11 protein-coding genes are annotated in these 12,644 nt (G+C 61.3%); 8 read left to right on the top strand and 3 right to left on the bottom strand.

The window, feature by feature from the left end; genetic code table 11:
* Positions 1–100 precede the first annotated feature (100 nt).
* Together uvrD and A0251_RS01345 are read left to right on the top strand one after the other, a co-directional pair.
* Positions 101–2,263: a DNA helicase II gene (uvrD, locus tag A0251_RS01350; RefSeq protein ID WP_062815471.1), complete on the top strand. Its 2,163-nt coding sequence runs from the start codon at positions 101–103 to the stop codon at positions 2,261–2,263.
* Positions 2,264–2,350: 87 nt separating this feature from the next.
* Positions 2,351–3,496: a TRAP transporter substrate-binding protein gene (locus A0251_RS01345; RefSeq protein ID WP_062815037.1), complete on the top strand. Its 1,146-nt coding sequence runs from the start codon at positions 2,351–2,353 to the stop codon at positions 3,494–3,496.
* A 283-nt stretch (positions 3,497–3,779) separates the two neighbouring features.
* Here A0251_RS01345 and A0251_RS01340 read toward each other — a convergent pair whose 3' ends face one another.
* The 3 genes from A0251_RS01340 to A0251_RS01330 form a co-directional block, all read right to left on the bottom strand.
* Positions 3,780–4,175, bottom strand: coding sequence for an acyl-CoA thioesterase (locus A0251_RS01340; protein WP_062815036.1), 396 nt, complete (start codon positions 4,173–4,175; stop codon positions 3,780–3,782).
* A 68-nt stretch (positions 4,176–4,243) separates the two neighbouring features.
* Positions 4,244–5,614, bottom strand: a complete 1,371-nt coding sequence (locus A0251_RS01335; protein WP_197461831.1) for a TRAP transporter large permease subunit — start codon at positions 5,612–5,614, stop codon at positions 4,244–4,246.
* On the bottom strand, positions 5,614–6,159 hold the full coding sequence (locus A0251_RS01330) for a TRAP transporter small permease subunit (RefSeq protein ID WP_062815034.1): 546 nt from the start codon (positions 6,157–6,159) through the stop codon (positions 5,614–5,616). The genes A0251_RS01335 and A0251_RS01330 overlap by 1 nt, the downstream gene beginning before the upstream one ends.
* Before the next feature lie 290 nt (positions 6,160–6,449).
* Here A0251_RS01330 and A0251_RS01325 point away from each other — a divergent pair, with 290 nt between their 5' ends.
* From A0251_RS01325 to A0251_RS01300, 6 genes are all read left to right on the top strand, one after another.
* Complete coding sequence (locus tag A0251_RS01325; RefSeq protein WP_062815470.1) at positions 6,450–7,496, top strand: substrate-binding domain-containing protein; 1,047 nt, start codon at positions 6,450–6,452, stop codon at positions 7,494–7,496.
* A gap of 135 nt (positions 7,497–7,631) precedes the next feature.
* Positions 7,632–9,020: a phosphate ABC transporter permease subunit PstC gene (gene pstC, locus A0251_RS01320; RefSeq protein ID WP_062815033.1), complete on the top strand. Its 1,389-nt coding sequence runs from the start codon at positions 7,632–7,634 to the stop codon at positions 9,018–9,020.
* 19 nt (positions 9,021–9,039) lie between these two features.
* Positions 9,040–10,308, top strand: a complete 1,269-nt coding sequence (gene pstA / locus A0251_RS01315; RefSeq protein WP_062815032.1) for a phosphate ABC transporter permease PstA — start codon at positions 9,040–9,042, stop codon at positions 10,306–10,308.
* 25 nt (positions 10,309–10,333) lie between these two features.
* Positions 10,334–11,227, top strand: coding sequence for a phosphate ABC transporter ATP-binding protein PstB (gene pstB / locus A0251_RS01310; protein ID WP_062815031.1), 894 nt, complete (start codon positions 10,334–10,336; stop codon positions 11,225–11,227).
* Positions 11,228–11,239: 12 nt separating this feature from the next.
* On the top strand, positions 11,240–11,956 hold the full coding sequence (gene phoU / locus A0251_RS01305; protein ID WP_062815030.1) for a phosphate signaling complex protein PhoU: 717 nt from the start codon (positions 11,240–11,242) through the stop codon (positions 11,954–11,956).
* Positions 11,957–12,323: 367 nt separating this feature from the next.
* Positions 12,324–12,644, top strand: coding sequence for a metalloregulator ArsR/SmtB family transcription factor (locus A0251_RS01300; RefSeq protein WP_062815029.1), 321 nt, complete (start codon positions 12,324–12,326; stop codon positions 12,642–12,644).

The following is a 12,644-nucleotide window of genomic DNA, read 5'->3' as shown; positions in this document are numbered from 1 at the left end:
CGATCTCGCTATCCATAGTGGCGTATTGCCATGCTGTCAGGGGCCATGGATGCGCCAGGCAGGCATCGCGCCAGCGGACATTCTGCTAAACTCCCGCGCCATGGATGACGTAACTTCCCTTATTGATGGCCTGAACCCGGCCCAGCGCGATGCGGTGGCTGCCGATGACCGACATTTACTGGTGCTGGCCGGTGCCGGCTCGGGCAAGACCCGGGTGCTGGTGCATCGCATCGCTTGGCAGATTGCCACCGAGCAGGCCTCGCCGTTCGGGATTCTGGCGGTGACCTTTACCAACAAGGCCGCTGCCGAGATGCGGGGCCGTATCGAGCAGTTGCTGGACATGTCCGCCGATGGCATGTGGGTGGGGACCTTCCACAGCATTGCCCACCGTCTGCTGCGGGCCCACTGGCAGGAGGCGAACCTTCCCCAGGGTTTCCAGATCATTGATGCCGACGACCAGATTCGTCTGATCAAGCGTGTGATCAAGGAGCTGGGGCTGGATGAACAGCGCTGGCCGGCCCGCCAGGCCACCTGGTTTATCAACGGCCAGAAGGACGAAGGCCTGCGCGCCAAACACATGGACGCCAATGGCGATCTGTTCGTGCAGACCATGCAGAAGATCTACTTCAGCTATGAAGAGGCCTGCGAGCGTAGTGGTCTGGTGGACTTTAACGAAATGCTGTTGCGGGTGCTCGAACTGTTCCGCGACAACGACGACCTGCGCGGTCACTATCAGCGTCGCTTCCGCCACATCCTGGTGGACGAGTTCCAGGATACCAACAGCATCCAGTACGCCTGGCTGCGGTTGCTGGCCAACGACGATAACGCCGTCACCATCGTCGGCGATGATGACCAGTCCATCTATGGCTGGCGCGGCGCCAAGATCGAGAACATCCACAAATTCAGCCGCGATTTCCCGGATACCCGCACCATCCGCCTGGAGCAGAACTACCGCTCCACCGGCACTATCCTGAAAGCCGCCAACGCGGTGATCAGTCACAACAGTGACCGGCTCGGCAAGGAACTGTGGACCGAAGGCAGCGATGGCGACCCGATCCGTCTCTATGCCGGCTTCAACGAAGTGGACGAAGCCCGTTTTATCGCCGGGCGGGTGGAAAAGCTGTTCCAGGAAGGGACCGCGCGGCGGGAAATGGCGGTGCTGTATCGCTCCAATGCCCAGTCCCGGGTACTGGAAGAAGCCTTCCTGCAGGCGGGTATTCCCTACCGCATCTATGGCGGCCAGCGCTTCTTCGAACGGGCGGAGATCAAGAACGCCCTGGCCTACCTGCGCCTGATCAGCCATCGGGATGCGGATGCCGCTTTCGAGCGGGTGGTGAACACCCCCACCCGGGGCATCGGCAACAAGACCCTGGAAAGCCTGCGCGAGCTGGCACGTCAGCGTGGCGTGTCCCTGTGGGCTGCGGCCCAGGCACTGATCAGTGAGCAGTTACTTACCGCCCGGGCCACCAATGCGCTGGCGGTATTCCTGAATCTGGTGGTGCAGCTGGAGCAGCAGTGTGACGGTCTGTCGCTGGCGGAAACCACCGAACACGTGATCGAGGCCAGCGGTCTGGTGGCATTCCACGGTAAAGAGAAGGGCGAAAAGGGCCAGCAACGGCTGGAAAACCTGCGCGAGCTGGTCTCTGCCACGCGCGAGTTCGGTGACGAGGACGAAGACTCCGAACTGGACAGCCTCACCGCCTTTCTGGACCACGCCGCTCTGGAATCCGGCGAAGGCCAGGCCGATGCCCACGAGGACGCGGTGCAGATGATGACCCTGCATTCCGCCAAGGGGCTGGAATTCCCGGTGGTATTCATCACTGGCATGGAGGAGGGCCTGTTCCCCCATCAGATGTCCAGTGAGGAGCCCGGGCGGCTGGCCGAGGAACGTCGCCTCTGTTATGTGGGCCTGACCCGTGCCATGCGCGAACTGTATCTGACCCATGCGGAAAGCCGTCGCCTTTACGGCAACGAAAACTACAACCCGCCCAGCCGCTTCCTGCGCGAGATCCCTGCCGAATCCCTGGAAGAGATCCGCGCCCGTGCCGGATTCAGTCGGCCCGTTGGCGGGGCGGCACGGCCGATTCGGGAAACCGAGTCCAATGGTATCGATCTGGGCGCGCGGGTGTTGCACCCGAAATTCGGCGAGGGCACCGTATTGCATTTCGAAGGGCAGGGGCCCAATGCGCGCCTGCAGATCAACTTCGACGGTGCCGGCACCAAGTGGTTGGTCAGCCAGTACGCGCGGCTGGAAGTGATTTGAAGACAGACTGACGTCGGACCCCGTCCGGCCCGTCGACAAGAACAATCGGGCGGCTGTTTCCGGCTGCCGAATGATGGAGGATAACCCTTGGATCGTCGCAAATTCGTGTCCGCCCTCGGTCTGGGGCTGGGTGGCCTGGCATTGGCCGGTTGTGAAAAGAAAGACTGTCCGCCCACCGAGAGTGGCGTGGCGGCTGCGCCGGAAGCGGAAAAAAAAGCACCGGTACAGCAGACCTATGAATGGACGATGGTGACCACCTGGCCGAAGAACTATCCGGGCCTGGGTGTCGGCGCCAACCGGTTTGCCAAGCGCGTGGAAGAGATGTCCGCCGGGCGCATCAAGATCAAGGTGTACGGTGCCAAGGAGCTGGTGCCGGCTTTCGAGGTGTTCGATGCGGTCCGCCAGGGAAGCGCCGAGATGGGACACGGCGCCGCCTATTACTGGAAAGGCAAGCACCCGGCCACGCCGTTCTTCACTGCCGTGCCCTTCGGGCTCACCGCCCAGGAAATGAATGGCTGGTTGCACCATGGCGGCGGGCAAAAGCTGTGGGATGATCTGTATGCCCAGTTCAACCTGAAGCCGTTTGCCTGTGGCAACACCGGCACCCAGATGGCCGGCTGGTTCAACAAGGAAATCAACAGCGTGGAGGACCTGCAAGGTCTGAAGATGCGTATGCCGGGGCTGGCCGGTGAGGTGCTGGGCAAGGTGGGCGCCACGCCGGTACAGCTGCCTGGCGCCGAGGTATTCACCTCCATGCAAACCGGCGCCATCGATGCGGCGGACTGGGTGGGGCCGTACAACGACCGCTCCTTCGGTCTGCAACGGGTCGCCGAGTACTACTACTATCCGGGCTGGCAGGAACCGGGTCCGACCCTGGAGCTGACCATCAACAAGCAAGTCTGGGACAGCCTGCCCGCGGACCTGCAGGCGATCATCCGCTACGCCGCCCAGTCGGAAAACCAGGACATGCTCGACGAGTACACCGCCCAGAACAATGCGGCCCTCCAGGAGCTGGTCAACAAGCACGGTGTGAAACTGCGCCGGTTGCCGGACGATGTCCTCAAGGCCCTGAAGGAGGCCAGCGACGAGGTGATCGAAGCCCTGGTGGCCGACAACAGTGAGGCACGCAAGGTGTACGAGTCCTACCGCAAATTCCGTGACGAATCGGTGGAATACATGGCGGTGGCGGAGCAGTCGTATATGAACGTGCGTAGTCAGTTGGCCAAGGGTTGAACGGGAGCGGCTTCTGCGCGTCTACGAAGCCGCTGTAGGAACGGAGCGTAGCGGAGTAACGCACGAAGTGCGGCCCGAAGGGTGAGCGTAGCGAATACGCCTCTTGAGGCGCGAACCGCGCTTGCGCGGAAATCGCCCGCAGGGCGATCAGGGATTTCAACGCTCGACGGGTCTCTCTGGAAGGAATGGCGTCAACCTCAATCTTCTGGCCTCGCTACGCTCGGTTCGCACCTCAAGAGGTGCTCCTACAGAAAGCCCGGTCCCAGCGACGTTCCTCGTGCAACTAATCCCTTGGCACCGCCCGGGTCCGCCCGGTGTCATCAATGGCCACGAAGGTGAAGTGCCCTTCGGTCACTTTCGACAGGGTGCCGGTGTCTTCCCGAATCCACACTTCCACCAGAATCTGCATGGAGCTGCGCCCCACGTCTTGCAGCTGGGTGTAGCAGCTCACCACCGCCCCAATGGGAACCGGGCGCAGGAAGGCCATGGAGTCGATGGCCACGGTGGCCACGCGGCCACGGGCTTTCTTGCGGGCGGTGACAGCACCGGCCAGATCCATCTGAGAAACCAGCCAGCCACCAAAGATATCGCCATTCCAGTTGGCGCTTTGCGGCATGGCAATGGTCTGGATGGCCAGTGTGCCGATGGGCTGGGGTATGTCGTCGGTGTTATCGGTCATGTTTGTTATCCGTAATATTTTGAGCCGGTGTTAAAGGAGAGGCTTTACACCGCCGTGCGGTAGTGCATTTACCCGTACAGTTGATCAGGGAGCCAGGTGGCCAGTTCCGGGAACAGCGCCAGTATACCCAGCATCAGCAACTGGATAATGATAAACGGTATCACGCCCTGGTAAATCTGCGCGGTTTTCACCTCTGGCGGCGCCACGCCGCGCAGGTAGAACAGGGCGAACCCGAAGGGTGGGGTCAGAAAGCTGGTTTGCAAGTTCAGGGCGATCATTACCCCCAGCCACACCGGGTCCAGCCCCATGGCCAGCAATACCGGGCCGACAATGGGCACCACCACAAAGGTAATCTCGATAAAGTCGAGGATAAAGCCGAGCAGGAAGATCAGTAGCATCACCAGCAGGGTGGCGCCGATCACGCCGCCGGGCAGGCTCTCGAACAGGGCCTGGACCGCCTCTTCACCGCCGAAACCGCGAAACACCAGAGAAAACAGGCTGGCACCGATCAGGATCATGAACACCATGGCCGTGACCCGGCTGGTGGCGCGCACCACCTGACCGAGAATCTGCCGGTTCAGGTGCCGGTTGCCGGCGGCCAGCAACAGGGCGCCGAAGGCCCCAACGCCGGCGGCCTCGGTGGGTGTGGCCTTGCCGGTGAGGATGGAGCCCAATACAGCGGCAATCAACAACAGTGGCGGAATCAGGCCTGCCAGCAGCGGGCGCCAGCCGCGGGGCGCCCCGTCATCGGCCTGAAATGCCGGCGCCCACTGGGGTTTCAACAGGCTGATGGCGACTACATACAACAGATACAGCCCCACCAGAATCAGGCCGGGTATCAGCGCGCCGACAAACAGATCCCCCACCGACACCGTATCCAGGGACCACAGCCCCTGCTTGAGTTGGGCTTCCTGATAGGCATTGGCCAGCACATCGCCCAGCAGCACCAGCGCGATGGAGGGCGGGATGATCTGGCCCAGGGTGCCAGTGGCACAGATCAGGCCGGTGGAGAGTTGGGGTTGGTAGCCCTGACGGAGCATGGTGGGCAGCGACAGCAGTCCCATGGTGACCACGGTGGCGCCGACGATGCCGGTGCTGGCGGCAAGCAGGGCGCCCACCAGGATGATGGCCACGCCCATGCCGCCGGGCAGGCCACCGAACAGCTGCCCCATGCTGGCCAGCAGTTTTTCCGCCACCCGGGATTTCTCCAGCATCACCCCCATGAACACGAACAGGGGCACCGCCATCAGCGTGGTGTTATCAATGATGCCGAACAGCCGGTTGGGAACAAAGGTCAGGTCCGCCGGGCTGAAGGTGCCGGTCACCATGCCGGCCGCAGCGAACAGCAGGGCGGTGCCGCCCAGCACAAAGGCCACCGGGTAGCCGCTGAGCAGCACCAGGCACACCACCACAAACATCAGCAGGGGAATCCATTCCATCACAGGCCCTCCCCGGGGTGATCCTGGGGAGCGGGCAGGGCGGCCCCCAGCAGGGTCAGGCTGTGACGCAACAGCTCCGCCAGGGCCTGCACGGTGAGCAGGGCGGGCAGGATCAGCAGCAGGGTTTTCAGCAGATACACAAAGGGCAGGCCGCCATTGGCGGAGGCTTCCTGCTCGCGCCAGCTACTGGCCACATAGTCCAGCGACAGCCAGAAAAGGGCCCCGCAAACCGGCAACAACAGAAACAGGGTGCCCAGCACATTCACCCAGGCACGCCCCCGGGGGCTGAAACGCTGGTAGAGCACATCCACCCGTACATGCTCGTCCTCGGCCAGGGTATAGGCAATTCCCAGCATAAACAGACTGCCATGCAGGTAGGTGAGCGATTCCTGCAGGGCGATATTGCCGATCCCGAAGCCGTAACGGAGCACCACCACCAGCACCATGCCCAGTACCAATAACAGGGCGAGCCAGGCGCTGCCGCGGCCCACCCGGGTAGTGAACCCGGTCAAGCGTTGCTGCCAGCGAAAGAGTTGTTGTGTCATAAATAGCCTATGTGACCCCCCGGGCCCGGTTGCAGGCCGGGGAATACCGAGAAAGCGGGCATTATACGGGGCCTGTGGGGCAGGGCCAGCCCGTGGCGGTGACCGGGAAGATTTCCCGGATCACAGTGGGGCCATCTTCCTGTAATGTTGTTGTCACAAACCCTCTCTAGCATGCGCGGTGCTGAAACATGAACTGGTTTGCAAAGATTGCAAGAACAAAACCGGGGTGGGGTCGTTACCTGACAAGCGCCGGTGCCATGTAACTAGGAGGCTTAACCGTGAACTTCAAGATGAAAGCAACTTTGGCAGGTGCCGCTGCAGCACTGGCCATGGCCAGCGTACCGGGCACCGCTATGGCCCGTGACACTATCTCTATCGTGGGTTCCTCCACGGTATATCCGTTCGCCACCGTGGTGGCTGAGCGTTTCGGTCGTACCGGTAACGCCACCCCGAAAATCGAATCCACCGGTTCCGGCGGCGGCATGAAGCTGTTCTGTCAGGGCGTGGGCACCCAGCACCCGGACATCACCAACGCGTCCCGTCGCATGAAGAAGTCCGAGTTCGAGCTGTGCCAGAGCAACGGTGTGAAAGACATCACCGAAGTGAAGGTCGGTTACGACGGTATCGTGATTGCCAACTCCGTGAAGGGCGAGCAAATCGACCTGTCCCTGCGTGACATCTTCCTGGCCCTGGCCAAGGACGTGCCGAACCCGGATGGCAGCGAAGAGCTGGTAGCCAACCCCTACAAGACCTGGAAAGAAGTGAACCCGGCTCTGCCCAACACCAAGATCGAAGTACTGGGCCCGCCGCCGACTTCCGGCACCCGTGATGCCTTCAACGAACTTGCCATCGAAGGCGGCTGCAAAACCTTCCCCTGGCTGAAGGCCATCAAGGACGAAGACAAATCCAAGTACAAGGCGATCTGCCGCAGCGTACGTGAAGACGGCGCCTACGTGGAAGCTGGCGAGAACGACAACCTGATCGTGCAGAAACTGGAAAAGAACCCGGCTGCCTACGGTGTGTTCGGTTACTCCTTCCTGGACCAGAACCGCGGTGTGGTACAGGCTGCCAACGTGGACGGTGTTGAGCCCACTTTCGACGCCATCGGTTCCGGCGACTACCCGGTATCCCGTTCCCTGTTCTTCTACGTGAAGAAAGCCCACGTGGGTGTGGTACCGGGCATCGAAGGTTACGTGAAAGAGTTCACCAGCGAGAAAGCCTGGGGTAACAACGGTTACCTGTCCGAGAAAGGCCTGATCCCGCTGGGTGATGACCTGCGCAAGAGCATGGCCAAACAGGCTCGCAGCCTGAAGTCCATGACTGGCGAAGAGTTGTAAGGAAAGAAAAAAAGCATGGATGCTTTCGGCCCGGTGGTGTTTGCCACCGGGCTTTTTCGCCCCTGAGAAACCCGCGTTTGTTCCACCAAGATCATTGCGGTGATTTTGCTTGAGCAAATCCGATCGGAGTACTACATGCAAACCGGAAACCTGCTGTTGCTGCTGGTGGTGATGGTGGCCGGCGCCTACTACCTGGGGCATCGCCGCTCCTACGCGCTGGCCAGACCGTTGGGGGGCATTCGCCACCTGCACTCGCTGCCGTTCTACTTTGCCATGCGCTCAGCCATGTGGTGCGCGATTCCGGCCATGGTGGTACTGGCACTGTGGCTGGCGTTCGATGACAGCATCATTCGTCAGCAGGTACTGGCCAGTCTGCCGCAGCAGCTGCAGCCCACGGATGCTTCCAGCTACAACCTGACCCTGAGCAAGATCCAGAACGTGGCCAGCGGCGCGCTGCCTACCAGCTTTGTGGAGCCACCAATCGCCGAAGCGGCGCAGCGGTTGCAGTCTCTCAAGCAGACCAGCGCCATGGCGCTGACCGTAGTGGTGATTGTGCTGTGTATGCTCGGTGGCGCCTGGGCCTGGCTCAAGGTGTCGCCGCAGCTGCGCGCCCGCCAGCAGGTGGAGCGGGTGCTGCAGACCATCTTCATGTTGTGTGCCACGGTGGCGATTCTCACCACCGTGGGCATTGTGCTGTCGGTACTGTTCGAATCGATTCGCTTCTTCGGCAGGGTGCCGGTCACGGATTTCCTGTTCGGGTTGCAGTGGAGTCCGCAGACCGCCCTGCGCGCGGACCAGGTGGCCTCCGGCGGTGCCTTCGGTGCGGTGCCCCTGTTCATGGGGACCCTGCTGATTTCCGCCATTGCCCTGCTGGTGGCGGTGCCGGTGGGCTTGATGTCAGCTATCTACCTGGCGGAATACGCCAGCAACCGGGTGCGCACGGTGGCCAAGCCGGCGCTGGAAGTGTTGGCCGGGGTGCCCACCGTGGTCTATGGCTTCTTTGCGGCATTGACCGTGGCGCCGTTCATTCGCGGGCTGGGGGAGTCCATCGGCCTGAATGTGGCATCCGAATCGGCCCTGGCCGCCGGCCTGGTGATGGGCATCATGATCATCCCCTTCGTGTCTTCCCTGGCCGATGACGTGATTACTGCGGTGCCCCAGGCCATGCGTGACGGTTCCCTGGGCCTGGGCGCCACCAAGAGCGAAACCATCAAGAAGGTGATTTTCCCGGCGGCCCTGCCGGGAATCATGGGGGGCATCCTGCTGGCCGCGTCCCGGGCCATTGGTGAAACCATGATTGTGGTGATGGCCGCCGGTCTGGCCGCCAACCTCACCGCCAATCCGCTGGAAGCGGTGACCACCATCACCGTGCAGATCGTCACCCTGCTGACCGGTGACCAGGAATTCGACAGCGCCAAGACGCTGGCGGCCTTCGCCCTGGGGTTGATGCTGTTTATCACCACCCTGGTCATGAATATCTTCGCGCTGCATATCGTGAAGAAATACCGTGAGCAGTACGACTAGCGTCGGGAGAGATTGAGAAATGAGCGAAACCACGGAAAAAGTCCGCAAGACGCTGGCCCGCCGTTACCGGGCAGAAAAACGCTTCAAGGCCTTCGGTATCGGTTCCATTGCCATCGGCCTGATGGCGCTGGTCCTGCTGTTCACCGACATCATCGGCAAGGGCCACAGTGCGTTTGTCGAGCATGAAATTCAGCTGCCGATTACCTTCGACGCCGAGGTGCTGGATGTCAGCAACCCCCGCGACGAGGATGAGCTGAACTACGGGAATTATCAGGGTGTGATTCGCGACGCCCTGGCCGAGCGCTTTCCCAGCGTGGAAGGCCGCCAGGATACCCGCGCCCTGAACCAGCTGGTGAGCACCGGCGCCGGTTATGCCCTGCGTGACATGCTGCGCGAGGATCCCTCCCTGCTGGGTGAGACCCGTACCCTCTGGTTGCTGGCCGATGACGATGTGGATCTGTTTCTGAAGGCTAACGAGAAACAGCGCGAAGACAGCCGCCTGAATGCCAAACAGCAAGAGTGGGTGGACGAGCTGGAAGCGTCTGGCGAAACCCGCGTGGTGTTCAACCAGTCCCTGTTCAGCTACGGGGATTCCCGCGAGCCGGAGCAGGCCGGCATTCTGGGTGCCATCCTCGGCTCCCTGTTCACCATGATCGTCACCCTGGTGCTCAGCTTCCCCATCGGGGTGGCAGCGGCGGTTTATCTGGAAGAATTCGCGCCCAAGAACAAGTTCACCGATTTTATTGAAGTGAACATCAACAACCTGGCGGCGGTGCCATCCATCATCTTCGGTCTGCTGGGGCTGGCGGTGATCATTGGCCTGTTTGGTCTGCCCCGCTCGGTGCCGCTGGTAGGCGGTATCGTGCTGACGCTGATGACCTTGCCGACCATCATCATTTCCAGCCGTGCCGCCATCAAGGCGGTGCCGCCGAGCATTCGTCAGGCTGCGCTGGGTCTGGGTGCCTCCAAGATGCAGGTTGTGCTGCACCATGTGCTGCCGCTGGCCCTGCCCGGCATGCTCACTGGCGCCATTATCGGTATGGCCCAGGCCCTGGGTGAAACCGCACCGCTGCTGATGATCGGCATGGTGGCCTTTATCGTCGATCTGCCCGCCGGGCCGCTGGATGCCGCCACGGTACTGCCGGTACAGATCTACCTGTGGGCGGACAGCCCGGAACAATCATTCGAAGCGTTGGCGTCGGCCGCCATCATGGTGTTGCTGGCTTTCCTGATCACCATGAACACCCTGGCGGTGGTACTGCGCAAGCGCCTAGAGCGGCGCTGGTAACGGACCGGCAACGAGGAATCGAGTTATGGAAACCGCACAGCAACTGGACAAACGTTCTCTGGGCAACAATGATGCGGCCAAAGACAAGGCCATTAAAGAGCAGAACACAATGACACAAGACACCCCCTATCCCGAACAGACTGTCGGCAGCCCCTATGTGGATGATCCGAAAATGCGCCTGCGCGATGTGGAGGTGTTTTACGCCGACAACCAGGCGATCCACGGCGTCAGCCTGGATATCGGCAAGAACGAGGTGGTGTCCCTGATCGGCCCGTCCGGCTGCGGCAAGTCCACCTTCCTGCGCTGCCTGAACCGCATGAACGACACCATCGATATCTGCCGGGTGAAAGGGGATCTGCGTCTGGAAGATCAGGATCTCTACGATCCCAAGCTGGATGTGGTGGAGCTGCGCGCCCGGGTGGGCATGGTGTTCCAGAAGCCCAACCCCTTCCCCAAGTCGATCTATGACAACGTGGCTTACGGGCCGCGGATCCATGGTCTGGCCAACAAGAAATACGACCTGGACGAGATCGTGGAAAACAGCCTGCAGAAAGCCGGCCTGTGGAACGAAGTGAAGGACCGGCTGCACTCGCCGGGTACCGGCCTGTCCGGCGGTCAGCAGCAGCGTCTGTGTATTGCCCGCACCATCGCGGTGAGCCCGGAAGTGGTGTTGATGGATGAGCCCTGCTCCGCGCTAGACCCCATCGCCACCGCCAAGATTGAGGAGCTGATCTCCGAGCTGAGCGAGTCCTACACCATCGCCATCGTCACCCACTCCATGCAGCAGGCCGCGCGGGTATCCCACCGTACCGCCTACTTCCACCTGGGGCGGTTGATCGAAATGAATGACACCGACACCGTGTTCACCAAGCCGGAACACGATCTGACGGAAGCCTATATCACCGGCCGCTTCGGTTAAGGGGAGCAAGACATAATGGATCGCATGCATTTTGGTGAGCACAGCTCAACCCAGTTCAATGAGGCGCTGGAATCCATCCGCAACAATCTGATGGAGATGGGCGGCCTGGTGGAGAAGCAGGTGGTGGATGCCTTGCAGGCATTGCTGCATGCGGATTCCGACCTGGCCCAGAAGGTGCTGGATACGGAAGACAAGGTCGACAAGCTGGAAATGCTGATCGACGAGGAATGTACCCGAGTGCTGGCCCTGCGTCAGCCCGCCGCGTCGGATCTGCGTCTGATCATTGCCGTCACCAAGGCGGTCTCCGATCTGGAGCGGATCGGTGATGAATCCGCCAAGATTGCCCGCATGGGCCAGCAGCTGGCGGAAGAGGGCGAGTCGCCGCGCGGTTACGTGGAAGTGCGCCATATCGGCAACCACGTGCGCAACATGCTGCGCGACACCCTGGATGCCTTTGCCCGCTTCGATGCCAAGAAAGCCCTGGCCGTGGCCGCCGAGGATAACGAGGTGGACCTGGAATACCGCAGCGCCATGCGTTCGCTGGTCACCTTCATGATGGAAGACCCGCGCTCGATTACCCGGGTGCTTAACATTATCTGGTCCCTGCGTGCCCTCGAGCGTATCGGTGACCACGCCCGCAATATCGGCGAGCAGGTTATCTACCTGGTGGAGGGCAAGGATGTCCGCCACATCACCGTGGACGAGATCGAAGCCAAGCTGAAGAAGTAAAGGCAGCTACAAGCCTCAAGCGGCAAGCTACAAGCAAAACCCCGCGACGAAGTCGCTGTAGGAGCTATGCTTGCATGGCGAACCGCGCGTAGCGCGGAATCGCCTGAAAGGCGATCAGGCATTTCCGAACGTGACAGGTTTCTCCAGAGGAGAGGGCGAGTAAACTGCACCGCTTTTTCCTCGCCAAGGCTCGGATTCGCCATGCAAGCATAGCTCCTACAGCATCCTTCAAAGGCCGCGCCTAACCTTCAGGCACGGCCTTTTTCCTTTCCGCCATCGTCACAAAACTTTCCCGCGTTGCAGCTTGAAGCTTGTCGCTTGCAGCTTTAATATCCGTATTTCCGAATATACGAATACAGGGCAAGCCATGCTCACTCCCACCCAGCTGTGCAAATGCCTCGGCGATGACCTGCGTCTGAGTCTGGTCTGCCTGTTGCACGGTCAGGAAGAGGTGTGTGTCTGTGATCTGGTGGATGCCCTCGAGGCACCGCAGTCCACCGTGTCGCGACACCTGGCCCAGCTGCGCCAGTGCGAGCTGGTGGTGGCGCGGCGGCAGGGTACCTGGATGCATTACCGCATCAACCCGGAACTGCCTGCCTGGGCCCAACAGACGTTGGCAAGCCTGGTATCACCGGCCTGCGACGCCCTGTCTCTGAACCTTCCTGAGCCTGCCTGCTGCGAGAAATGA

Source organism: Alcanivorax sp. NBRC 102024 (genome assembly GCF_001602235.1).
Lineage (GTDB): Bacteria > Pseudomonadota > Gammaproteobacteria > Pseudomonadales > Alcanivoracaceae > Alcanivorax.
Note: the sequence above shows the minus strand (reverse complement) of the source record. Positions and strands in the feature narration are given on the sequence as shown.

What these genes read in the sequence shown, in the direction of transcription:
- pstB (WP_062815031.1), top strand. Translation starts at nt 10,334, where the DNA reads ATGGAAACCGCACAGCAACTGGACAAACGTTCTCTGGGCAACAATGAT.
- A0251_RS01325 (WP_062815470.1), top strand. Translation starts at nt 6,450, where the DNA reads ATGAAAGCAACTTTGGCAGGTGCCGCTGCAGCACTGGCCATGGCCAGC.
- pstC (WP_062815033.1), top strand. Translation starts at nt 7,632, where the DNA reads ATGCAAACCGGAAACCTGCTGTTGCTGCTGGTGGTGATGGTGGCCGGC.
- A0251_RS01300 (WP_062815029.1), top strand. Translation starts at nt 12,324, where the DNA reads ATGCTCACTCCCACCCAGCTGTGCAAATGCCTCGGCGATGACCTGCGT.
- pstA (WP_062815032.1), top strand. Translation starts at nt 9,040, where the DNA reads ATGAGCGAAACCACGGAAAAAGTCCGCAAGACGCTGGCCCGCCGTTAC.
- uvrD (WP_062815471.1), top strand. Translation starts at nt 101, where the DNA reads ATGGATGACGTAACTTCCCTTATTGATGGCCTGAACCCGGCCCAGCGC.
- A0251_RS01335 (WP_197461831.1), bottom strand. Translation starts at nt 5,614, where the DNA reads ATGGAATGGATTCCCCTGCTGATGTTTGTGGTGGTGTGCCTGGTGCTG.
- A0251_RS01330 (WP_062815034.1), bottom strand. Translation starts at nt 6,159, where the DNA reads ATGACACAACAACTCTTTCGCTGGCAGCAACGCTTGACCGGGTTCACT.
- A0251_RS01340 (WP_062815036.1), bottom strand. Translation starts at nt 4,175, where the DNA reads ATGACCGATAACACCGACGACATACCCCAGCCCATCGGCACACTGGCC.